The following is a 22,171-nucleotide window of genomic DNA, read 5'->3' as shown; positions in this document are numbered from 1 at the left end:
GCACCGAACCGGGCGGCCCGCGGTCCGGTCACAGCCCGCGGATCTCGGCCACCTTGCGCCCCGCCTTCAGGTACAGCGTGTCCGCGAGCCCGTCGGCCTGCGCGGCGACCGCCTCGCGGGCGACCTCCGCGAGCGGGCGCAGCGCCTCCGTCTCGGAGAGCACCACGGACTGCTGCTTCTGGCCCGCCTTCTCGACGATCAGCCGCAGCCCGTTCTGCTTCGCGATGCGGCGGGCGGCCGACGCGCTCGGTGTGAACTCCAGGACCTTGGTCAGCACCGCGGCGACGCCCTCCTCGCCGTGCTCGTCCAGCGCGACGCAGGGGAGCGTCTCCAGATCGGAGAAGGACTTCTTGGAGAACTGGGCCACGAAGTGCGTGCGGGCCGCCATCGCGGCGGGCACTCCGTGCAGGGCTGCCACGACCTCGCCGGCCAGCACCTTCTTCAGGTCCATGGGGTGCAGCGCACCCGCGTCGATGCGGGCCGTCACCTGGTCGATCTCGGCGTCGGTCCACTCCGTCCAGGCGCGCAGGTAGGGGGCCATCAGCCGGTCCGGAATCGACATGATCTTGCCGAAGATCTCGTCGGGAGCGCTGCCGAGCCCCACGTAGTTGCCCTTGGACTTGGACATCTTGGCGCCCGAGCCGTCGGTGCCCTCGACCAGCGGCATGGTGACCACGAGCTGCGGCTGCTGCCCGCGTACCTCCATCATCCGGCGGCCCATCTGGAGGTTGAGGAGCTGGTCGACGCCGCCCAGCTCCACGTCGCAGTCCAGCTCGACCGAGTCGAGGGCCTGGGCGACGGGGTAGAGCAGCTCGGACATCGTCAGGCCGGAGCCCTCCGAGAGCCGGTTGCGGAAGTCCTCCCGCTGGAGCAGCGCGGAGACCGGCACCTGTGTCAGCAGGCCCAGCAGCTCCGGCAGCGTGAAGGGGGCCAGCCAGTCGCTGTTGCGTGCGAAGCGCACCTTCTCGAAGTCGAAGAACGGCCGCACCTGCTCCTGGTATCCGGAGAGGTTCCGCGCGATGTCCTCGTCGGTCAGCGGGGGACGCTCGGCCGTGCGGCCCGAGGGGTCGCCGATCTTGGCGGTGAAGTCGCCGATGATCAGTGTGACGTCGTGGCCCATCCGCTGGAAGCGGCTGAGCACGATGACCGGCACCGCGTGCCCCAGGTGCACGTCCGGCATCGTGGGGTCGATGCCCAGCTTGATGTGCAGGCCCTTGCCCTGGGCCGCCCGCTCCTCGATCCGCTCGGCCAGCTTCTCCACCGACGGCAGCAGGTCGACCGACCGCGCCCCGATCAGCTCGGCCTGCTCCTCGGCGGACAGGTCGCTCAGGTCCAGACAGCGCCGCGCCCCGGTCTCCGCGAGCAGCCGCTCGACGTTCGTGTCGGTGGAGAGGTCCTGGGCCAGCAGCTCGCTGGCGCGCTGTACGGAGTCGCCGAGGCGTGTCACGTCACTGTCCTGGTGTGGTGGGTGCTCGATACGGTCACGGGAAAGTCTATGCGCCCGTACCCGCGCCGGTGGCCGGGGCAGTTCACCCCCGCCGGGGAACGGGCGTTTCTGTAGGGACCCCACAGGAGGCCGCGGATGCCCCTGTCCGTGCCCGAGTGCTCGCGGCCCGGTGGCGCCGGATAGGTTCTGTTTGCGACAGACCGCGACGGCAGTCTGTTTGCGACAGACCGCGACAGCAGAAGCAGGAAGGGTGGGCGCACAGTGAGCCGCTCAGTGCTCGTGACCGGAGGGAACCGCGGCATCGGCCTCGCCATCGCCCGTGCCTTCGCCGAGGCAGGCGACAAGGTCGCCGTCACCTACCGCTCCGGAGAGCCGCCCGAGGGTTTCCTCGGCGTCAAGTGCGACATCACCGAGCCGGAGCAGGTGGAGCAGGCGTACAAGGAGATCGAGGAGAAGCAGGGCGCGGTCGAGGTGCTCGTCGCCAACGCGGGCGTCACCCGTGACCAGCTCCTGCTGCGCATGTCCGAGGAGGACTTCACCTCGGTCGTCGACACCAACCTCACTGGCACCTACCGGGTGGTCAAGCGCGCTTCCCGCGCCATGCTGCGGGCCCGCAAGGGCCGCATCGTGCTGATCTCCTCGGTCGTCGGGCTGATGGGCCAGGCCGGGCAGGCCAACTACGCGGCCTCCAAGGCCGGGCTCGTCGGTTTCGCCCGCTCGCTCTCCCGCGAGCTCGGCTCCCGCAACATCACCTGCAACGTCGTCTCGCCCGGCTTCGTCGACACCGACATGACCCGTGCGCTCACCGACGAGCAGCGCGCCGACATCGTCAAGCAGGTACCGCTGGGCCGTTACGCGACCGCGGAGGAGGTCGCCTCCTCGGTCCGCTTCCTGGCGTCCGACGAGGCCGCGTACATCACCGGAGCCGTCATTCCCGTGGACGGCGGATTGGGCATGGGTCACTGAACATGAGCGGAATCCTCGCTGGAAAGCGCGTCCTGGTCACGGGCGTCATCACCGACGGGTCGATCGCCTTCCACGCGGCGAAGGTCGCACAGGAGCAGGGTGCCGAGGTCATCCTCACCGGCTTCGGCCGGCTCTCCCTGGTCGAGCGCATCGCCAAGCGGCTGCCCGAGGCCGTGCCCGTCATCGAGCTGGACGTCAGCAACCAGGAGCACCTGGACGGGCTCGCCGACCGGATCCGCGAGCACTGGGGTCCGGACGCGCGGGTGGACGGGGTCGTGCACTCGATCGCCTTCGGTCCGCAGGGCGCCTTCGACTTCCTCGGCGCGGCCTGGGAGGACGTCAGCACCGCCGTGCACGTCTCGGCGTACTCGCTCAAGTCGCTCACCATGGCCTGCCTGCCGCTGCTGCACGAGGGCAGCTCGGTCGTCGGCCTCACCTTCGACGCGCAGATCGCCTGGCCCAAGTACGACTGGATGGGCGTGGCCAAGGCGGCCCTGGAGTCCACCAGCCGCTACCTGGCGCGGGACCTGGGCCCCCGGGGCATCCGCTGCAACCTGGTCTCGGCCGGGCCCATCAAGTCCATGGCGGCCAAGTCCATCCCGGGCTTCGAGGAGCTGGCCGACGTGTGGAACCACCGTGCCCCGATCGGCTGGGAGCTGACCGACCCGGAGCCGGCCGGCCGCGGTGTCGTCGCCCTGCTGTCGGACTTCTTCCCCCGCACCACGGGCGAGATCGTGCACGTCGACGGCGGCGTGCACATGATGGGGGCCTGACCCCCCGCCGGGGCGCGGCCGGGGCCGCCCCCGGCCCCGTGGCGGGCCCGGCCGCCGGGCTCCGCCCCGCTGCACGGCCCCCGGCCCGCGGCGGGGCGGTCCGCTACAGCGCCCCGTGTCCCCACTCCGCCGTGTGCGAGGCCGCCTCCTCGGAGGCGGCCTCCGCGTCCTGCGCCCGGATGGCGTCCAGCAGCCGGGTGTGGTCCATGTGGTTCTCCGGGCGCAGTTCCTCACCCACGTCCTGCCGCAGATAGGACCGCAGCACCTCGCCGAGGTCGGCGTACACCCCGGTCAGCACCTCGTTGTGGGAGGCGGAGAGCACCCCCATGTGCAGACTCCGGTCGGCGTCGATGAAGCGTTCGACATCGCCGGAGTCCCACGCCGTCTCCCGGCGCTCCAGCATGCCGTCGAGCTCCCGCAGGTCCGCTTCCGTGCGCCGCCGTGCGGCCAGCCGGGCGCCTGCCGTCTCCAGCGCGGACCGCAGCTCCGCCACGTGCCGCAGATCAGCGCCGGCGAATCGGCGGTGCATCACCCCGGCCAGCTCGCTGGTGGCCAGCACGTAGGTGCCCGAGCCCTGCCGGATGTCCAGCAGCCCGTTGTGCGCGAGGGCGCGCACCGCCTCGCGCACCGTGTTCCGGGCCACCCCGAGCTGCTCGACCAGCTCCGGTTCGGTGGGGATACGGCTGCCCACCGGCCACCGGCCCGAGGTGATCTGCTGGCGCAGCGTCGCGATCACCTGGGCGGCCAGGGGTGTGCGCTGGGGAGCCGAGAGCGGGGGCGGCGAGGGGGCCGAGGAGGCTGAGGCAGCCGAGGCAGGGGAAAGCGGTTGGGCAGTATTCATCCCATGATTCTATGATGGGCCGCATGGCATCGGCAGACGACGACAGCAGGAACTCCGCACCTTCCACCGACCTGGGGACCCGCACCGCCCCCGCGCGCTCCGCCGACACCCCGGCGGCCCCGCCCGAACCCGGTGCCGCAACGCCGGCGGTCTCCCGCCGGCTGCTCGGTCTCGTCGCCGCCGGACTCGTCATCGCGGCCCTGAACCTGCGCCCCGCCATATCCGGACTCGGTCCGCTGCTGGAGGAGGTACGGCGCGGTCTGCACATGAACGGCACCGTGGCCGGGCTGCTGACCTCGGTACCGCCGCTGTGTTTCGCCGTCTTCGGCGGCCTCGCCCCGCGGCTGGCCCGGCGCCGCGGCCCCGCGCCCGTCGTGCTGGCCGGCATGGCCGCCATCACCCTCGGGCTCGCGCTGCGGCCGCTGGCCGGCGGTACGGGCACGTTCCTCGCCGCCACCGCGCTGGCCCTGGCCGGGATCGCGGTGAGCAACGTGCTGATGCCCGTGATCGTCAAGCACTGGTTCCCCGACCGGGTCGGCTCCATGACCGGGCTGTACTCCATGGCGCTCGCGCTGGGCACGGCGGGCGCCGCCGCCGTCACGGTGCCGCTGACCGACGCGCTCGGCGGCGGCTGGCGGGCCGGACTGGGTGCGTGGGCGGTGCCGGCGGCGGTCGCCCTCGTCCCGTGGGCGGCGATCTCCCGCAACCGCTCGGCTCGCGCCCCCGAACCGCAGGCCGCGGAGGAAGCCGTCCCCGCGCGCACCGCCGAGGGCGAGGCCGCCGGGCAGTCCCGCGACCGGGGCCGCACCGGGCCGGCCGGCACGGCGCCCGGCCCGGCAGCTCCCTCGGAGACCGCGCCGGGGCTGCGGATCGCCGCGTCACCCACCGCGTGGGCCCTCGCTGTCTTCTTCGGCCTCCAGGCGTCCGCCGCCTACATCACCATGGGCTGGCTTCCGCAGATCTTCCGCGACGCCGGGGTCTCCGCCTCGGCGGCCGGTGTGCTGCTCGCGGTGACCATGGGCATGGGGGTGCCGCTCTCCTTCGTCCTGCCCAAGGTGGCCGCCCGGATGCGGCACCAGGGGCCGCTGGTGGTCGCGCTGGGTCTGTGCGGCCTGGTGGGTTACGCGGGGCTGTGGCTGGCCCCCGCCGCCGGCGCCTGGGTGTGGGCCCTGGTGCTGGGCGTCTCCAACTGCGCCTTCCCGCTGGCCCTCACCATGATCGGGATGCGGTCCCGGTCCCACTCCGGCGTGGTCAAGCTCTCCGCCTTCGCGCAGAGCACCGGCTATCTGCTCTCGATTCCCGGCCCGCTGCTGGTCGGCTCGCTGCACGACCTCAGCGGAGGCTGGCACGCTCCGCTGCTGCTGATGGCCGCGCTGATGCTGGCCCAGATGGCGACCGGCCTGCTGGCGGGCAGGGACCGGGTCATCGAGGAGGGGCGCTGAGTGGGAGACTGGCCCACATGCCAGTGCTCGAACCGAATCCCCCGGAACCGCGGAAGAAGCTGCTGCTGATCTTCGGCGCCATGCTGGCGGTCACCGTCGTCATCGGCGTGATCGCCAGCATCGCCGCCGGCTGACGTCTCCACCACCCCCGCGGCGCACCCCGCGGGGGTGGTGCTGGCACCACCGTCCCCTAGGGGCCCTGCGTCAGGGGCGAGTGGGGGGCTTGCCGGATGGGTCGGGGGTCCCGTGCTCCGTAGTGTCGGAGGCCAGGAGAAGGAAGGCCGAAGAATCCCGGAGGCGAGCCCCATGACGTCCCCCGCGCACCCCATGCCGGACCGGAGCAGGAACCACCGCCCGGCCCAGGGCGCCGCACTGCCGCGCCGGGCACACGACGCGCCGCAGACCCGGCTGCCCTGGTGGGGTGCGCTGCTGCCGGTGCTCGGCTTCGCGCTGCTGCTGGTCCTCCTGGTGGGCGGGGGGCAGGCGGACGCCGCCCAGCGCGCCGCCGACAGTCCGTTGCTGTCCTTCCTCACCCATCTGTGGGGTTCCGTCCTGGGGTGAGCCGCCGCGCGGGGCCGGGCGGCCGGTGTGCGGCGGGTCACCGTCCGTCGACCGTGCCGGACCGACCCGTCAACACCCCGCGACCGGCAGCGGGTTTCGTGCGAAGCTGGGACACATGAGCGTCGATGTGCCCCGCAGTATCGTCCTTCTCCGGCACGCCAAGGCGGACTGGCCGCAGGTGGCGGATCACGAGCGGCCCCTCGCGGAGCGCGGCCGCCTGGACGCCCCGGCGGCGGGCGAATGGCTCGCCGGTCAGGGCATCACTCCGCAACTCACCCTCTGCTCGACCGCCACCCGGACCCGCGACACCTGGAAGCTGGCCGTCTCGCACCTGCCGCAACGCCCCAAGACGGTGTACGAGGAGCGCCTCTACGAGGCGCCGCCCGGTGCGATCATCGAAGTCATCAACGAAGTCCCCGACGACGTGCACGACTTGCTGATCATCGGCCACAACCCCGGCATGCAGTCGGTCGCCGAGGTGCTCGCCGGGGAGGCCGACCGGGAGGCACAGGAGCGGCTGGCCCGCGGCTTCCCGACGGCGGCCGTCGCCGTCCTGCGGTACACCGGGTCCTGGAAGTCGGTGGAGCCCGGAAGCGCGGAGCTGACCCGGTTCTGGGCGCCCCACGAGTGAGACGGTGAGGCGCCCCCGAGCGAGGCGCACCCCGCGGACCGGCGTGGTCAGAGGGCCTCGGGCCGCCCGGCGCCGGTCCCGTCCGCGGCCTCCACCTCTTCGCGCGTGATTCCCAGCAGATAGAGCACGGTGTCCAGGAACGGCACGTTCACCGCGGCGTGCGCGGCCTCCCGGACCAGGGGCTTGGCGTTGAAGGCGACGCCGAGCCCCGCCGTGTTCAGCATGTCCAGGTCGTTGGCGCCGTCGCCGATGGCCACGGTCTGTGCGAGCGGCACGCCCGCCTCGTCGGCGAACCGGCGCAGCAGCCGCGCTTTGCCCGCCCGGTCGACGATCTCGCCGGTGACCCGCCCGGTCAGCTTGCCGTCGACGATCTCCAGCGTGTTGGCGGAGGCGAAGTCCAGTCCCAGCTCCTCCTGCAGCGCGTCCGTGACCTGGGTGAAGCCGCCGGAGACGACGCCGACCTGGTAGCCGAGCCGTTTGAGCGTGCGGATCAGTGTGCGGGCCCCGGGGGTGAGCTGCACCGCCTCGCGCACCCGGTCGACGACCGAGGCGTCGAGCCCGGCCAGCAGCTCGACCCGGGCGTGCAGCGACTGCTCGAAATCCAGTTCGCCGCGCATCGCCCGGGTCGTCACCTCGGCGACCTGCTCCTCGCAGCCCGCGTGGGCGGCGAACAGCTCGATCACCTCGTCCTGGATGAGGGTGGAGTCCACGTCCATCACCACCAGCCGCTGAGCCCGCCGCTGGAGCCCCGAGGCGACGACGGCGACGTCGATGCCGTACTTCGCCGCCTCCAGCGCCAGCGACGTGCGCAGCAGCGCCGTCTCGGTGCCCGAGACGTCGAACTCGACCGCCAGCACGGGATACTTGGCGAGCCGGAAGATGCGGTCGATGTTGCCGCCGGTGGAGGTGATGCTGGCCGCTATGGCGGCGGTCGACTCCGCGGTGAGCGGATGCCCCAGCACGGTGACGTGCGAACGTCCGGTGCCGCGGGGGCGGTTGTCGCCCGTGCCGGAGATGATCTCGGCGGTCATGCCCATCGACTCGGCCCAGCTGTGCACGGTCGCGCGCAGCTCGCCCTCGGAGCCGGTACCGGTGGTGGGCGCGGTCACCAGGGCGCACAGGGTGATGCGGCCGCGGGTGACCAATTGCTCGATGTCGACCACCTCGACGGCGAAGGCCGCGAGGGTGTCGAAGAGGCCGGCGGTGATGCCGGGCCGGTCCTTGCCGAAGATCTTGACCAGCAGGGTCGGGGTGTCGGCGTACGACGGAGGCTGGGCCACAGGTGTGCTCATGGTTCTCTCACATTACCGCCGCACGGCTGCCGAACCTCGCCGGGGCGGTGCGAGTGCCGCGGGCCGCCACGCGGGGTACCGCTCCCGTCCCCCTCCATCACCTCCGTCGCCTCGCCACGACCGGTCGGGATCACTCGGGATCAGTCGGGATCAGTCACGGTCGGCTCCGGTGCGTGCCCACATCCGCGCCGAAAGTTCTCTGCTGCGGATTTCCTGCGGATTTCCCGCGGTTCTCCCCCGATTTCCCGCTCCCTTCGCGGCAGGCGTGCGCGGGTTCCCCGGTGTTCCCCGAACGGAACGGTCACAGCCTGGTCCCTACCGCTGGCCCGGCTTCCTGTCGGGCGGCCGAGCCTGAAATAGTTCCTCACGATGTTCGCCATCCCTAGACTCCCTCGCTGCAGGGGGTACCTCGGGGGACAACTTTGTGGGGCATGGAGTGCCGGAACTCGTACTGGAATTGAACGGACAGACCTGGACGCTCGATCCGTCCAGGGCCTACACCCTCGGCCGCGATCCCCAGGGGGACGTGGCGATCGAGGACGCCAGGGTCTCCTGGCGGCACGCCACGGTGCGCTGGGGAGGGCGCGCCTGGGTCATCGAGGACCACGGCAGTACCAACGGTACGTATGTGCAGGGGCGGCGGATCCAGCAGTTGGAACTGGCGCCCGGCATGAGCGTCCATCTGGGCAACGCCACCGACGGCCCGCGGCTCGGCTTCTCCGGCGGGACGCCCGCCGGGCAGGCTCCGGCGGGCGGGATGTACGGCGGACAGACCGCGCCCCAGCAGCAGGGGCAGCCCCAGGCGGCGCAGGCCGCAGCCCAGCACAGCGCTCCGACCCAGCAGCCGCAGGTCGGGGGGCAGCCCGGCTGGGGCCAGCAGCCCCAGCAGCCGCACCCCGGCTGGCAGCAGCAGGCCCCGCAGATGCCGCAGCAGATGCAGCACGCGGCCCCGCCGCAGTACGCGCAGCAACCGCCCCAGCAGCAGATGCCGCAGCAGCACATGCCGCCGCAGGGCGGTCCCCAGGGCGGCCCCGGAGCGCACGGCATGGGCGGCCAGGCAGCGGGGACGGGCGCTCCCGGCGCCGGCGGCCAGGGCGGAGCGCCGCCGCAGGGCGCGGGTGACCGCAGTCCGACCACCTTCCACCAGCTCTCGCTCGGCCGGGTGATGCGCATCGGCCGTGCGCTGGAGAACGAGCTGGTCGTCTCCGACCTCCAGGTCTCGCGGCACCACGCGGAGTTCCACTCCTCGCCCGACGGCCGGTGCGAGATCCACGACCTGGGCAGCCACAACGGCACCTACGTCAACGGCCAGCCGATCCCGCGGTCCGGCACGGTCGCCATCTCCCCGCAGGACATCGTCGGCATCGGCCACTCCACCTTCCGGCTGGTCGGGGACCGGCTGGAGGAGTTCGTCGACACCGGCGACGTGTCCTTCTCGGCCCGCCACCTGACCGTCAAGGTCGACGGCGGCAAGGTCATCCTCAACAACGTCACCTTCGGCGTCCCCGAGAAGTCGCTGATCGGCGTGATCGGCCCGTCCGGCTCCGGCAAGTCCACTCTGCTGCGGGCGCTGACCGGCTACCGTCCCGCCGACGTCGGCGAGGTCCTCTACGACAACCGGAACCTCTACAAGCAGTTCGCCGAACTGCGGCAGCGCATCGGCCTCGTCCCGCAGGACGACATCCTGCACAAGGAACTGAAGGTCCGCACCGCGCTGCGCTACGCGGCCAAGCTCCGCTTCCCCGGCGACGTCGCGGAGGCCGAGCGCAACGCCCGGGTCGAGGAGGTGCTCGCCGAGCTCAAGCTCGACATCCACGCGGACAAGCGGGTCACCTCCCTCTCCGGCGGCCAGCGCAAGCGCGTCTCCGTCGCCCTGGAGCTGCTCACCAAGCCCTCGCTGATATTCCTGGACGAGCCCACCTCGGGCCTCGACCCGGGCATGGACCGTGACGTGATGCAGCTGCTGCGCGGCATGGCCGACGACGGGCGCACGGTGCTGGTCGTCACCCACTCGGTGGCCGAGCTCGGGCTGTGCGACAAGCTCCTGGTGATGGCGCCGGGCGGCGGCGTGGCCTACTTCGGCCCGCCCGAGGAGGCGCTGAACTTCTTCGGCTACGACTCGTGGGCGGACGTCTTCTCCGCCTTCGAGAACTACCGCGACTACGACTGGATGGGCCGCTGGCAGGGCTCCCAGCACTACCAGATGTACGCGGCCGAGATCGACGCTCAGCACCCGCAGCAGGACCCGTACGCGGCCCAGCAGCAGGCCATGCAGCCCACACGGCTGCAGAAGCCGCAGAGCTGGGGCAGCCAGCTGTGGACGCTGATGAGACGCTACCTCTCGGTGATCTCCGCGGACCGCTCCTTCCTGGTGCTGTCCTTCGTCACCCCGCTGCTCCTGGGCCTGGTCAGCACCCTGATGCCGTCCGACTACGGACTGACGGCGCCACCGGGCAAGACCAACGGCGACGCGGGACCCATCCTGCTGATCCTCGCCATCGGCGCCTGCTTCTCGGGCGCGGCCAACTCGGTCCGTGAGCTGATCAAGGAACGGGTCATCTACGAACGGGAACGGGCCACCGGCCTCTCCCGGTCGGCCTACCTGATGTCCAAGGTGATCGTGCTGGGCCTGGTCGCGGCCGTCCAGGGCGTCCTGATGTGCATCGTCGGCTTCTACCCGCGCGACCTTCCCGAGGAGGGCCTGCTCGCCTCCAACCCGGCCATCGAGATGACGCTGGTGGCCATCGCGCTCGGCGGCACCTCGATGATGTTCGGCCTGATCATCTCCTCCCTGGTGAAGACCTCGGAGAAGACGATGATCCTGCTCGTGCTCTTCGCCGTCGTGCAGGTCGTCTTCACCGGTGTGCTCTTCAAGCTCTTCGACAGCCCCGGCGTGGAGCAGTTCGCCTGGCTGATGCCGTCCCGGTGGGCGATGGCGGCCCTCGGCGCGACCGTCGAGCTCGGCCGGCTGATGCCCCAGGACAAGAAGGACCCGACCAACACCGACCCGCTGTGGGACCACTCGCTGGGCCAGTGGGTGATGGACGTCGGTGTCCTCGTCCTGATGGGCGTCCTGTGCTACTTCGTCATCATCCGGCTGCTGCGCCGCCACGAACCGGAGATCATGCGCAAGTGAGCGCCTGACCGCGCGGTCCGCACGGAGAAGGGGTCCCTCTGCCGGGGCCCCTTCTCCGTGTCTCCGCTCCTCCGGTGGGCGGGGCGGGTCCGGGGTCCGCCCCGCCGCCCGGCCCCCGCCCCGCCCCGCACGTCGGCCCGCGCGTCGCCGGACCTAGGACCTCCGGACCGTCCCGCACCTGGCCCGGGCCCGATCCGTGCCCCGGGGCCGCCGGGTACCGTGATCGGCATGGTCCCCCGCACAGGGCTCGCCGCGGTCAGCGCGGCACTGCTCGCCATGAACCGCCGGCTCGAGGTGCGCGACGTCCTCCAGACGATCGTCGCCTCGGCCCGCGATCTGCTCGGCGCCGAGTACGCGGCGCTGGGCGTCCCCGACCACCAGGGCGGCTTCGCACAGTTCGTCGTCGCCGGAGTGAGCGACGAGCAGTGGAAGGCCATCGGCCCGCTGCCGCGGCAGCACGGCATCCTCGCCGCGATGCTGCAGGACGCCACTCCCCAGCGGCTCGCCGACGTCCGCAAGGACTCCCGGTTCGGCGGCTGGCCCGCCGCGCACCCCACGATGGCCGACTTCCTCGGCATGCCCATCGCCGACGGCGAGCAGGTACTGGGCGCGTTCTTCCTCGCCAACAAGCGCTGCCCGTCCCCGGGCGAGCAGAGCCGTCCGGCGTCGCGGGAGCGGTCCTGCGCCTTCACCGAGGACGACGAGGAACTGCTGCGGCTGCTCGCACAGCATGCCGCCATCGCGCTGACCAACGCGCGGCTCTACGAACGCAGCCGCGAGCTGACCATTGCCGAGGAGCGCACCCGTATCGGCCACGAACTGCACGACGCGGTGGCCCAGAAGCTCTTCTCGCTGCGTCTGACGGCCCAGGCGGCCACGGCCCTCGTCGACCGCGATCCCGCGCGCGCCAAGGCCGAACTGCACGAGGTGGCCCGGCTCTCCGGAGAGGCGGCCGACGAGCTGCGCGCCGCCGTGGTCGAACTGCGTCCCGCGGCGTTGGACGAGGACGGCCTCGTCGCCACGCTGCGCACCCAGGCCCAGGTCCTGGACCGGGCGCACAGTGCGGAGGTGGACTTCGTGTGCGAGGGCGTGCGGGCCCTCCCCGCGGCGCAGGAGGAGGCCCTGCTGCGGGTCGCACAGGAGGCCCTGCACAACGCACTGCGGCATGCGGACGCGGAACACGTCCGAGTGGCCCTGGTGCGCCGCGGCCCGTCCGCCGTCCTCACCGTCACCGACGACGGCAAAGGGTTCGACCCCGACGCCGTGCGCTCGGCGGGCCGCCATCTGGGCCTCGTCTCGATGCGCGACCGGGCCTCCGGCGTCGGTGGCACGTTGACTGTCCGATCGGAGCCCGGCAAGGGCACCGCTGTCGCTCTGGAGGTGCCCGGTGGCTGAGCCGATCCGTGTGCTGCTCGTCGACGACCACCAGGTCGTACGGCGCGGGCTGCGCACATTCCTGGAGGTGCAGGACGACATCGAGGTCGTGGGGGAGGCCGCGGACGGCTCCGAGGGGGTGGCACGCGCCGAGGAGCTGCACCCGGACGTCGTCCTGATGGACGTCAAGATGCCCGGGACCGACGGCGTCGAGGCGCTGCGCACGCTCCGTGAGCGGGACAACCCGGCGCGAGTGCTGATCGTCACCAGCTTCACCGAGCAGCGCACCGTCGTACCGGCCCTGCGCGCGGGGGCCGCGGGTTACGTCTACAAGGACGTCGACCCCGAGGCGCTGGCCGGCGCCATCCGCTCCGTGCACGCGGGCCATGTGCTGCTGCAGTCCGAGGTCGCCGGGGCGCTGCTCTCCGACGACCAGAGCCCGTCCGCCGGGCGCGGTCCCGCGCTGACCGAGCGCGAGCGCGAGGTGCTCGGGCTGATAGCGGACGGCCGCTCCAACCGCGAGATCGCCCGCTCGCTCGTGCTGTCGGAGAAGACGGTCAAGACGCACGTCTCCAACATCCTGATGAAGCTCGACCTGGCCGACCGGACCCAGGCAGCCCTGTGGGCGGTCCGCCACGGGGTGACGGGGTGACGGGGTGACGGGGCGAACCGGGTGACGGCCCGAACTCCCGCCCCTCGCCGGCAGTCGGGAATCGGGCATCCGTTCCCTGCGGGTCGAATTTCATACTGTCGTGTGGTCGTCATCTTTTCGGCGCACCCTCCCGGCTGATGCCCCGTTCTCCATGGCGTGCCCGCGGCGGTCGGCCGCGGCACGGTTCCGCAGACCCACAGGGAGAACACCCCATGAACACTGCCAAGAAGGCCGCCCTCGTCCTCGCCGCCGCCGGTGTCGCCGCCGGGGCCTCCGCCGGCTCCGCGTTCGCCCAGAGCGGTGCGCAGGGCCAGACCGCCAACTCGCCGGGCGTCGGCTCGGGCAACCTCGTGCAGGCCCCGGTCCACGTGCCCGCGAACGTGACGGGCAACTCCGTCAACGTGGTCGGCGTCCTCAACCCCGCCTTCGGCAACCTCACCCACAACAGCTGAGGCAGGCGGCCGGACGCCGGGAGGCGGGCGGCGCCGGTCAGGCCCGTCCGCCCTCCCGGCGCCGCTCCAGCTCCTCCGCGTAGGCGTTGTAGGCCGCCACCTGCGCGCGGCGGGCCGTGCGCTCCACCGGCCGCAGCGCCTCGGCGCGGGACGCCATCTCCGCGGCGCTCACCGCGCCGCCGTGCTCCCGTCCGTCGCCCCCGCCCTCCCCGTACGCGATGGAGACCAGCGCCGCGACCCGCTGCCCGAGCTCCAGCACCCGCACCGCACGCGGCGGATAGCCCGGGGCCAGCAACTGCCGGCCCGCCTCCATCCGCGCCCGGTACGCCTCCAGGGCCGCGTCGGCCACCGGCCCCGAACCCGCGACGTCGAGCCGCGTCAGCACCTCGGTCGCCTCCCGCATGGCCTCCGCCAGCTCCCGCTCGGCCTCCGCCAGCGACGGAACATCGGCCGGCGGCGCCTCCCGCACCGGCAGGCACTCCCAGCGCACCTCCGTGTGCACGTCCTCCGGGTCCCCGTCCGCGGGCCCCGCCGCGTGCACCTCCGGCACCAGGCCCAGCGCCGTCCCGTGCACCAGCACGGCCTCCTCGGCCTCCATCGCCCGCGCGTTGAACTCCGGCGGCCCGCTCAGCCCCAGCGGATGTCCCGGCACCGGCAGCGCGACCCGCAGCCCCGCGGCACCCAGCGACCGCAGCTTCCCCAGCGCCAGCGTCAGCCCGACCGGATCGCCGTCGTCCCCCGGCAGCGCGACGCGGTGCCGGGCGTCCTCGGCCACGATGCGCTCGGCCGCCTCGTCGGGCGCGACGAGTCCGGCGAGCAGTGCGTTTCCCCAGGCGGCCAGCCGCCCTGAACGAGGTTCTGTGAGCATGGACCAAGCCTAGGGAACGGGCTTCGCACACGGTGGCGTAGGTTTTCCCCTGGGGAATGTGCCCATAGGCACCTCGACGCGACTGCAATAGGAGACAACGCGCTCATGAGCGAAGTACTGGAGCTGGTGGACGTATCCGTGGTCCGCGACGGACGTGCTCTGGTGGAAGATGTCTCCTGGTCGGTCAAGGAGGGCGAACGCTGGGTCATCCTCGGCCCCAACGGCGCGGGCAAGACCACACTGCTCAACCTCGCCTCCAGCTACCTCTTCCCGACCTCCGGCACCGTCGGCGTCCTGGGCGAACGCCTCGGCAGCGTCGACGTGTTCGAGCTGCGCCCCCGGGTGGGAATGGCCAGCATCGCGATGGCCGAGAAGCTGCCGCGCCGCCAGACCGTGCTGGAGACCGTGCTCACCGCCGCCTACGGCATGACGGCGCACTGGCAGGAGAGCTACGACAAGGTCGACGAGGACCGCGCTCGGGCCTTCCTCGACAGGCTCGGCATGTCCGACTACCTGGACCGCAGGTTCGGCACCCTCTCCGAGGGCGAGCGCAAGCGCACCATGATCGCGCGCGCCATGATGACCGACCCCGAACTGCTGCTGCTGGACGAGCCCGCGGCCGGACTCGACCTGGGCGGCCGCGAGGACCTCGTCCGGCGCCTCGGCCGACTGGCCCGCGACCCGTATGCGCCTTCGATGCTGATGGTCACCCACCACGTCGAGGAGATCCCGCCGGGCTTCACCCACGTCCTGATGATCCGCCAGGGCCAGGTACTGGCCGCCGGGCCGTTGGAGACCGAGCTGACCTCCCGGAACCTCTCCCTGTGCTTCGGCCTGCCGCTGGTCGTCGAGGAGCAGAACGGGCGCTGGACCGCACAGGGCCTGCCACTGCGCTGAGCGGGCGCCTACCATGGCCGTGTGGACGCATGGGTCTGGTGGCTCGTAGCCGCCGCAGCGCTGGGGATCCCGCTCATCATCACGGCCATGCCGGAGTTCGGCATGCTGGCGGTGGGCGCGGTGGCGGCCGCCGGAGCGGCGGGGATCGGCGGGGGGCCGGTGGCCCAGGTCGTCGTCTTCGCCCTCGTCTCCACGGCGCTGATCCTGGTCGTACGGCCGGTCGCACGGCGGATGCGCACCGAACGCCCCGCGCTGGCCAGCGGCGTCGACGCCCTCAAGGGACGGCGGGCCGTGGTGCTGGAGCGCGTCGACGGGGACAACGGCCGCATCAAGCTCGCCGGGGAGGTCTGGTCCGCGCGGGCGCTGGACACCGACACCGCCTTCGAGCCGGGCAGCCAGGTGGACGTGGTCGAGATCGACGGAGCTACGGCTGTCGTGATGTGATGGCTATGAGCAGCCGAACACGGGCAGTGATTCTTCAGTCAGCGACTTCTGAGATCATGCAGGGGGCAAGGCCATGGACGCCATCATCATCGTCCTGATCATCCTGGTGGTGCTTGTCTTCATCGCACTCATCAAGACGATCCAGGTCATTCCGCAGGCCAGTGCGGCGATCGTGGAGCGCTTCGGCCGGTACACCCGCACGCTCAACGCGGGCCTGAACATCGTCGTCCCGTTCATCGACACCGTCCGCAACCGTGTCGACCTCCGGGAGCAGGTCGTCCCCTTCCCCCCGCAGCCGGTGATCACCCAGGACAACCTCGTGGTGAACATCGACACCGTCATCTACTACCAGGTGACCGACGCCCGCGCCGCCACCTACGAGGTCGCCAGCTACATCCAGGCCATCGAACAGCTCACCGTCACCACGTTGCGCAACATCATCGGCGGGATGGACCTGGAGCGCACCCTCACCTCCCGCGAGGAGATCAACGCGGCGCTGCGCGGAGTGCTGGACGAGGCGACCGGCAAGTGGGGCATCCGCGTCAACCGCGTCGAACTCAAGGCCATCGAGCCGCCGACCTCCATCCAGGACTCGATGGAGAAGCAGATGCGGGCCGACCGCGACAAGCGCGCCGCGATCCTCCAGGCCGAGGGTGTCCGTCAGTCGCAGATCCTCACCGCCGAGGGCGAGAAGCAGTCGGCCATCCTGCGCGCCGAGGGCGAGTCCCGCTCCGCGGCCCTGCGCGCCGAGGGTGAGGCCCAGGCCATCCGCACCGTCTTCGAGTCCATCCACGCCGGCGACCCGGACCAGAAGCTGCTCTCCTACCAGTACCTCCAGATGCTCCCGAAGATCGCCGAGGGCGACGCCAACAAGCTCTGGATCGTCCCCAGCGAGATCGGCGACGCGCTCAAGGGCCTCGGCGGCGCCCTGGACACCTTCCGCCCGGACTCCGGCGGCAACGGCGGCGGCACCCCCGCTCCGCCCAGCGTCGCCAAGCCCCCGCGGCCCCCGCGCGAGCAGCCCCCGCTGGACTCCTGACCCGTCTGCCGTCCGGTCCGCGAACCCGGACGGCGCCGTCCACCAGCCGGACCCCGGTACACAGCCGCAGCCCCTTCGGGCATGATCGGTTCCACTGGAAGCGAACACCGGAGGGGCTGACGCGTGACCATATGGGAAGCCGTGGCCGTCTGCGCGGCAGGCATCGGCGCCGGAGGCATCAACACCGTCGTCGGCTCCGGCACGCTCCTGACCTTTCCCGTGCTGCTGGCCGTCGGCCTGCCACCGGTGACCGCCAACGTCTCCAACTCGCTCGGGCTCGTCCCCGGCTCGATCAGCGGAGCGATCGGCTACCGCCGGGAGCTGCGCGGCCAGGGCCGCCGTGTCCTGCGGCTCGGCCTCGTCGCCCTCCTCGGAGGGCTGGCGGGCGCCATCCTGCTGCTCACCCTGCCCTCCAGCGCCTTCGACACGATCGTCCCGGTACTGATCGCGCTCGCCCTGGTCCTCGTCGTCCTCCAGCCCCGGCTGGCCGCGGCCGTCCGCCGGCGCCGCGAGCGGGACAGCAGCGGCGGCCATCCGCACGGCGGTGTGCCGCTCCAGGGCGGCATCCTGTTCGCCAGTGCCTACGGCGGCTACTTCGGGGCGGCCCAGGGCGTCATCTATCTGGCTCTGATGGGGCTGCTCATCCCCGACGACCTGCAGCGCATCAACGCCGTGAAGAACGTCCTGGGCGCCGTGGTCAACGGCACGGCCGCCGTCTTCTTCCTCTTCGTCGCCGACTTCGACTGGACTGCCGTGGTGCTGATCGCCCTCGGCTCGGCGGCCGGGGGCCAGCTCGGCGCGCGAGTCGGGCGCAAGCTGGCCCCCGGCGTACTCCGGGGCGTCATCGTCGTCGTCGGCCTCGCCGCGATCGTGCAGCTCCTGCTGCGGTGAACGGGTCCGCCCCGCCGCTTGCCCTCAGGCCGTGGCCGGCAGCGTCAGCCACTCCGGGAGCGACTCCCCCTCCGTGAGTCCCAGCGCCAGCAGCAGCGCGTCGGCCGGAGTCGGCTCGAACGGCTTGACCAGCAGTTTCATCCCCGCCTGGCCCGGTGTCCTGGCCGCCTTGCGATGGTTGTCGGCCGCGCACGCCGCCACCGTGTTCAGCCAGGTGTCCCCGCCGCCGTGCGACCGCGGGACGATGTGGTCCACCGTGGTCGCCCGGCGTCCGCAGTACGCGCACCGGTGCCGGTCCCGCACCAGGACGCCCCGCCGCGACCACGGTGCCCGTTGTCGGAACGGCACCCGGACGTACCGGCGGAGCCTGATCACCTGCGGCACCGGCAGCTCCACCTGCGCCGCACGCACCAGCAACCCGGAATGCGCCTGTTCGACGACGGCCTTGTCCCGCATCACGAGCACCACCGCACGCCGCAGCGACACCGTCGACAGCGGCTCGAAGCTCGCGTTCAGTACCAGCGTCTCCCGCATCCCGACCGCCTCCCCTTCTCCCGTCCCGGACCGCTCGCGCCGGGTGGCACCCACTGTGCCGCTGTCCACCCGGGCCGACAACGCAATTTCCCCAGGAGGTACGGCACGTGAAGGGCCCGGGAACGCCAGGTCGCGGAGGAGCGTCGGGGCAGGTGCCGCCGGCTCCGGAGGGAGACGGGGAGACGGGGAGACGGGGAGACGGGAGACGGGGAGAGAGGGACGGAGGAGACGGGGAGAGAGACCGAGGGAGACCGAGGGAGACCGAGGAGACCGGAGGGGGAGAGGAGACGGAGACCGGCTCCCGGAGCCCGGAGGATGAGGAGAGCAGCGGCCGTCCCGGGCAAGGCGGAGGCAGCAGGCAGTCGGCGCGGTCGTCCGGCCCCCGGCCGGACTCCGGCGAACGGCAGCACTCGCAGAGTGCCCGCCGCCCCCGTTCGCGGTGATGGACCGCGCCACGGTGCCGACTGCCCCGTATACGGTGCGCCGCGCACTCGGCGCGGCGCAACGGAATTCTTTCGGCCCAACCGGGCCCCGGACCCGGATCGCGGTACCCGGTCCGGGGCCAGGCACCCGGTCCCGGGTTCCCGGTACCCGAGGAGGACCGGGAGCCCGGGATCCCGGACGGCGGCGTGCTCAGCCCTCGGCGGGGATCTCGTACTCGCCGATGAGCCGGCCCCGCGCCAGAGTGTGGAAGCGCAGGTTGAACCCGACGACGGCGGGGGAGGCGTCGGCGTCCGGGCCGAGCTTCTCGGTGTCCACGGCGTACACGGTGAACACATAGCGGTGCGGGCCGTCCCCGGGCGGCGGCGCGGCCCCGCCGAAGTCGCGCGTCCCGAAGTCGTTGCGCACGTGCACGGCCCCTTCGGGGAGCCCCTTCATCCCGCCCGTTCCGGCGCCCTCGGGCAGCTCGGTCACCGTGGCGGGGATGTCGAAGACGGACCAGTGCCAGAACCCGCTGCCCGTCGGCGCGTCCGGGTCGAAGCAGGTCACCGCGAAGCTCTTCGTCCCTTCGGGGAAGCCCTCCCAGCGAAGCTGCGGAGAGGTGTTCCCTTCCGCGTACACCTGTGCGGTACCCAGATGGCCGCCGTCCGGCAGATCGTCGCTCAGCACGCGAATCGACGGCACCGGGGGGTGGAAGTCATGGGGGAGCGGGCGCCGTTGCTGGTCGGTCACGTCGTGAACCTCCTCGTCACGCGAATCGCTGTAACGGCCAGCCTAACGATCCTGACCGCCTCTCTTTGCCACCATGACGGGGTGCGACAGCACACCCCGTACATCCCAGCCCTGTGCCCGCAGGAGTCAACGCCATCAGGTGACTGACCACGACGAGACCCCGAAGCGGTGGTGCGACCATGACCAGCCCCGTGGACCTGCCCGAGCTGCCCCAGGCCGACCTCCCCGGCCTCTTCGACGACTCGGTGCCCCCCGGCGTCTACCGGTTGCCCTCGGTGGGCCCCGACGCGCTGATGCAGGCGGACGCGGCGGGCTGGTTCGGCGCGGTCGTGGACCTGACCGGCGTCGACAACAAAGCGGAGTTCATGGAGCGTTGCGCCACCGGACTGGAGCTCCCCGACTACTTCGGCCGCAACTGGGACGCGCTCGCCGACCTGCTCACCGACCTGTCCTGGTACGGGAAGCCGGACGGCTACCTGCTGCTGGCCACCGGCTGGTCCGGGTTCGAACACGCGGATCCGGCGGATGCCGCCGCCGCGGCGGAGGTCTTCACCGCGGCGGTCGGCTTCTGGGCGGTACGCGAGACCCCGCTCAGCATCCTGCTCGGCTGAGCGGGGTCTCCGCCGCAGAGTGGTGCGACGCGGGCTCAGAACCAGTTCCGCTTGCCGCCGACCTCGGCCAGCCACTGGTTGAGGTACCCCGCCCAGTCGGTCTGCTGGTAGGAGTCGAAGTCCATCGGGAAGGCCCGGAAGGTGTCACTGCCCTCCGAGAACAGGCCGCCCTTCTTGTCCATCTCCAGCACCACGTCCATGCCGCGCGCGTCCGCGACGAACGAGAGCTCGACCTGGTTGAGCCCGCGGTACTGCTCCGGCGCGTAGAACTCGATCTCCTGGTAGAAGGGGAGCTGCTGCCGGGTGTTGCGGATGTGCCCCTTCTCCATGTCCGCCGACTTGAACCGGAACCCGAGCTGCCCGAAGGCGTCCAGGATCGCCTGCTGCGCCGGGAGCGGGTGGATGTCCACCGGGTCCAGGTCGCTGGAGTCCAGTGCCCGCGCGATCGCCAGCTCCGTCGTCACACCGATCTGCATGCCCCGCAGCTGCTGGCCCATGAACGCGGTGACCGGCGTCTCCCACGGCACCTCCAGCGCGAAGGGCACCACGTGCGAGTCACCCTCGTGCAGGGTGAGCTCCCCACCGAGCCGCTGGGTACCGAACTCGATGTTCTGGTGCATCTCGCCGTCGTCGGTCTCCACCTCGACCCGCGCCTGCAGACCCACGGAGAGCGCCTGGATCTCCTGGGTGACCGAGCCGCCCTCGATCCGCACCTCGCCCTGCACCACACCGCCCGGGACCGCGTGCGGCTCGTGCAGCACGGTGTCGACCGAGGCGCTGCCCATGCCCATGCTCGCGAACAGCTTCTTGAAGCCCATCCCCTTGTCCTCCCCTGTTCACTCCGGTTCCGCCTTCCGCCGGGAAGCACGGGAACCGTTCACGTACCGGACTCTCCCGTACGCGGTTCTTGTACGCTCGGACGGCATGATCGCAGGCCGAGACCGCAAGCCCAGCACGACCGGCGGCGACCCGCACCTGTCCCGGGACTTCTTCGACCGTCCTGTCCTGGATGTCGCCCCCGACCTTCTCGGCCACGTCCTGGTACGCACGACGAGCGAGGGCCGCATGCGGTTGCGCATCACCGAGGTCGAGGCATACGCGGGAGAGGCCGATCCGGGGTCGCACGCCTACCGGGGCCGGACGCAACGCAACGCCTCGATGTTCGGCCCGCCGGGGCACGCCTACGTCTACTTCATCTACGGCATGTGGTTCAGCCTCAACCTCGTCTGCGGACCGGAGGGGCAGGCGAGCGGAGTACTGATCCGTGCGGGCGAGGTGCTGGAGGGGACGGAGCAGGCGCGGCACCGCCGGCCCAAGGCGAGCAGGGACTCGGAACTGGCCAGGGGCCCGGCCCGCCTCGCCACCGCGCTCGCGGTGGACCGCGAGCTGAACGGCACCGACCTGTGCACCCGCGACCCCGCCGCGCCGCTCGGCATCCTCGACGGTGCGGTGGAGGCGGCGGGCCCGAGGCCCGGCATCCGGAGCGGTCCGCGCACCGGTGTGGGAGGCGACGGCGCACACTTCCCCTGGCGCTTCTGGTTCGCGGACGACCCGACGGTGAGCCCCTACCGCGCACACAAGCCGCGGAACCGCAGGACCTCGCTTGACGCAGGGCCGTCGACCCCCTAACGTTGTACGAGTCGCTGAAAACGGGACGGCTTGCCACGGACCTCAGGTCCGGTGAGAGCTCCCCCGGAAGCGGCCACTCACTACCTACGATGTACCCCGGAATCGGGGTCGATTTCGGCACGCCGAAATCTGACGCCGAGGACTCGATTATGAGTCTCCAGGGGAATCCGCTAAAGTAGTGAACACCGAAAGGGCAAACGTCCGGAGAAACCGGTACTGCATCGTCAGAACCGATTTGTTTCGAAGGAAGCGTCCGTTCCTTGAGAACTCAACAGCGTGCCAAAAGTCAACGCCAGATATGTTGATACCCCGACCTGCCGAGTGTTCGGCGGGTTGAGGTTCCTTTGAAATACACAACAGCGAGGACGCTGTGAACCGGGGGATTATTCCTCCTCCGGTTCCGCTCTTCCTGTGGATGGAAGCATTCACGGAGAGTTTGATCCTGGCTCAGGACGAACGCTGGCGGCGTGCTTAACACATGCAAGTCGAACGATGAAGCCGCTTCGGTGGTGGATTAG

Annotated in this window: 23 protein-coding genes and 1 rRNA gene; 17 read left to right on the top strand and 7 right to left on the bottom strand. The window is 71.5% G+C overall.

The annotated features are described in order from the left end of the window. Positions 1 to 28 precede the first annotated feature (28 nt). Positions 29 to 1,447, bottom strand: coding sequence for a tyrosine--tRNA ligase (tyrS, locus tag BMX65_RS00115; protein ID WP_074998042.1), 1,419 nt, complete (start codon positions 1,445 to 1,447; stop codon positions 29 to 31). 261 nt (positions 1,448 to 1,708) lie between these two features. Between tyrS and fabG the strand changes: the two genes are divergently transcribed. Both fabG and fabI read left to right on the top strand, forming a co-directional pair. Beyond that, a complete protein-coding gene (fabG, locus tag BMX65_RS00110; RefSeq protein WP_074998041.1) occupies positions 1,709 to 2,413 on the top strand; it encodes a 3-oxoacyl-[acyl-carrier-protein] reductase in 705 nt (234 codons plus the stop codon). Positions 2,414 to 2,415: 2 nt separating this feature from the next. After that, entirely contained in the window at positions 2,416 to 3,186 is a 771-nt protein-coding gene (gene fabI, locus BMX65_RS00105; RefSeq protein ID WP_074998040.1) for an enoyl-ACP reductase FabI, read from the top strand. A 103-nt stretch (positions 3,187 to 3,289) separates the two neighbouring features. Here the strand turns inward: fabI and BMX65_RS00100 are convergent, their stop codons facing one another. Further along, positions 3,290 to 4,027: a FadR/GntR family transcriptional regulator gene (locus tag BMX65_RS00100; RefSeq protein WP_239502313.1), complete on the bottom strand. Its 738-nt coding sequence runs from the start codon at positions 4,025 to 4,027 to the stop codon at positions 3,290 to 3,292. A 23-nt stretch (positions 4,028 to 4,050) separates the two neighbouring features. Here BMX65_RS00100 and BMX65_RS00095 point away from each other — a divergent pair, with 23 nt between their 5' ends. The 4 genes from BMX65_RS00095 to BMX65_RS00085 all read left to right on the top strand — a co-directional run bounded on the left by BMX65_RS00095 (position 4,051) and on the right by BMX65_RS00085 (position 6,661). Then, positions 4,051 to 5,469, top strand: a complete 1,419-nt coding sequence (locus BMX65_RS00095) for a CynX/NimT family MFS transporter (RefSeq protein ID WP_074998694.1) — start codon at positions 4,051 to 4,053, stop codon at positions 5,467 to 5,469. A 17-nt stretch (positions 5,470 to 5,486) separates the two neighbouring features. Then, positions 5,487 to 5,603: an SGM_5486 family transporter-associated protein gene (locus tag BMX65_RS33900; protein WP_275435257.1), complete on the top strand. Its 117-nt coding sequence runs from the start codon at positions 5,487 to 5,489 to the stop codon at positions 5,601 to 5,603. Between the two features lie 172 nt (positions 5,604 to 5,775). Continuing rightward, complete coding sequence (locus tag BMX65_RS00090) at positions 5,776 to 6,030, top strand: hypothetical protein (RefSeq protein ID WP_074998039.1); 255 nt, start codon at positions 5,776 to 5,778, stop codon at positions 6,028 to 6,030. A gap of 115 nt (positions 6,031 to 6,145) precedes the next feature. After that, positions 6,146 to 6,661, top strand: a complete 516-nt coding sequence (locus tag BMX65_RS00085) for a SixA phosphatase family protein (RefSeq protein WP_074998038.1) — start codon at positions 6,146 to 6,148, stop codon at positions 6,659 to 6,661. A gap of 47 nt (positions 6,662 to 6,708) precedes the next feature. Here the strand turns inward: BMX65_RS00085 and serB are convergent, their stop codons facing one another. Then, positions 6,709 to 7,953, bottom strand: a complete 1,245-nt coding sequence (serB, locus tag BMX65_RS00080; RefSeq protein WP_074998037.1) for a phosphoserine phosphatase SerB — start codon at positions 7,951 to 7,953, stop codon at positions 6,709 to 6,711. A 424-nt stretch (positions 7,954 to 8,377) separates the two neighbouring features. Here serB and BMX65_RS00075 point away from each other — a divergent pair, with 424 nt between their 5' ends. The 4 genes from BMX65_RS00075 (at position 8,378) to BMX65_RS00060 (ending at position 13,567) form a co-directional block, all read left to right on the top strand. After that, positions 8,378 to 11,089: an ABC transporter ATP-binding protein/permease gene (locus BMX65_RS00075; RefSeq protein ID WP_074998036.1), complete on the top strand. Its 2,712-nt coding sequence runs from the start codon at positions 8,378 to 8,380 to the stop codon at positions 11,087 to 11,089. Between the two features lie 228 nt (positions 11,090 to 11,317). Then, on the top strand, positions 11,318 to 12,484 hold the full coding sequence (locus BMX65_RS00070; protein WP_074998693.1) for a GAF domain-containing sensor histidine kinase: 1,167 nt from the start codon (positions 11,318 to 11,320) through the stop codon (positions 12,482 to 12,484). Further along, on the top strand, positions 12,477 to 13,115 hold the full coding sequence (locus BMX65_RS00065) for a response regulator (protein WP_074998035.1): 639 nt from the start codon (positions 12,477 to 12,479) through the stop codon (positions 13,113 to 13,115). Before BMX65_RS00070 ends, BMX65_RS00065 begins: the two co-directional genes overlap by 8 nt. A gap of 212 nt (positions 13,116 to 13,327) precedes the next feature. Next, a complete protein-coding gene (locus tag BMX65_RS00060; protein ID WP_074998034.1) occupies positions 13,328 to 13,567 on the top strand; it encodes a chaplin in 240 nt (79 codons plus the stop codon). Between the two features lie 37 nt (positions 13,568 to 13,604). Here BMX65_RS00060 and BMX65_RS00055 read toward each other — a convergent pair whose 3' ends face one another. After that, positions 13,605 to 14,435 carry a hypothetical protein gene (locus BMX65_RS00055; protein WP_074998033.1) on the bottom strand — a complete coding sequence of 277 codons (831 nt, stop codon included), beginning with the start codon at positions 14,433 to 14,435 and terminating at the stop codon, positions 13,605 to 13,607. A gap of 105 nt (positions 14,436 to 14,540) precedes the next feature. Between BMX65_RS00055 and BMX65_RS00050 the strand changes: the two genes are divergently transcribed. The 4 genes from BMX65_RS00050 to BMX65_RS00035 all read left to right on the top strand — a co-directional run bounded on the left by BMX65_RS00050 (position 14,541) and on the right by BMX65_RS00035 (position 17,706). After that, the gene (locus BMX65_RS00050; RefSeq protein ID WP_074998032.1) at positions 14,541 to 15,332 is read left to right on the top strand and encodes an ABC transporter ATP-binding protein; all 792 of its coding nucleotides are present in this window, start codon (positions 14,541 to 14,543) and stop codon (positions 15,330 to 15,332) included. Positions 15,333 to 15,353: 21 nt separating this feature from the next. Further along, on the top strand, positions 15,354 to 15,776 hold the full coding sequence (locus BMX65_RS00045) for an NfeD family protein (protein WP_074998031.1): 423 nt from the start codon (positions 15,354 to 15,356) through the stop codon (positions 15,774 to 15,776). Positions 15,777 to 15,849: 73 nt separating this feature from the next. Then, positions 15,850 to 16,815 carry an SPFH domain-containing protein gene (locus BMX65_RS00040; protein WP_019358248.1) on the top strand — a complete coding sequence of 322 codons (966 nt, stop codon included), beginning with the start codon at positions 15,850 to 15,852 and terminating at the stop codon, positions 16,813 to 16,815. A 123-nt stretch (positions 16,816 to 16,938) separates the two neighbouring features. Then, entirely contained in the window at positions 16,939 to 17,706 is a 768-nt protein-coding gene (locus tag BMX65_RS00035) for a sulfite exporter TauE/SafE family protein (RefSeq protein ID WP_074998030.1), read from the top strand. Between the two features lie 24 nt (positions 17,707 to 17,730). On the opposite strand, the gene BMX65_RS00030 is transcribed toward BMX65_RS00035, so the two are convergent. Continuing rightward, positions 17,731 to 18,240: an HNH endonuclease gene (locus BMX65_RS00030; RefSeq protein WP_074998029.1), complete on the bottom strand. Its 510-nt coding sequence runs from the start codon at positions 18,238 to 18,240 to the stop codon at positions 17,731 to 17,733. A gap of 633 nt (positions 18,241 to 18,873) precedes the next feature. Then, positions 18,874 to 19,413: a YbhB/YbcL family Raf kinase inhibitor-like protein gene (locus BMX65_RS00025; RefSeq protein ID WP_074998028.1), complete on the bottom strand. Its 540-nt coding sequence runs from the start codon at positions 19,411 to 19,413 to the stop codon at positions 18,874 to 18,876. 179 nt (positions 19,414 to 19,592) lie between these two features. Between BMX65_RS00025 and BMX65_RS00020 the strand changes: the two genes are divergently transcribed. Further along, complete coding sequence (locus BMX65_RS00020; protein WP_074998027.1) at positions 19,593 to 20,024, top strand: barstar family protein; 432 nt, start codon at positions 19,593 to 19,595, stop codon at positions 20,022 to 20,024. 35 nt (positions 20,025 to 20,059) lie between these two features. Here the strand turns inward: BMX65_RS00020 and BMX65_RS00015 are convergent, their stop codons facing one another. Further along, a complete protein-coding gene (locus tag BMX65_RS00015; protein ID WP_074998026.1) occupies positions 20,060 to 20,842 on the bottom strand; it encodes a sporulation protein in 783 nt (260 codons plus the stop codon). A 106-nt stretch (positions 20,843 to 20,948) separates the two neighbouring features. On the opposite strand from BMX65_RS00015, the gene BMX65_RS00010 reads away from it, so the two are divergent. Both BMX65_RS00010 and BMX65_RS00005 read left to right on the top strand, forming a co-directional pair. Beyond that, positions 20,949 to 21,653: a DNA-3-methyladenine glycosylase gene (locus BMX65_RS00010; RefSeq protein WP_074998025.1), complete on the top strand. Its 705-nt coding sequence runs from the start codon at positions 20,949 to 20,951 to the stop codon at positions 21,651 to 21,653. Between the two features lie 424 nt (positions 21,654 to 22,077). Then, positions 22,078 to 22,171: ribosomal RNA gene (locus tag BMX65_RS00005) — 16S ribosomal RNA — on the top strand; the annotation flags it as partial.

The organism is Streptomyces qinglanensis (assembly GCF_900111245.1).
Classification (GTDB): Bacteria; Actinomycetota; Actinomycetes; order Streptomycetales; family Streptomycetaceae; genus Streptomyces; species Streptomyces qinglanensis.
Note: the sequence above shows the minus strand (reverse complement) of the source record. Positions and strands in the feature narration are given on the sequence as shown.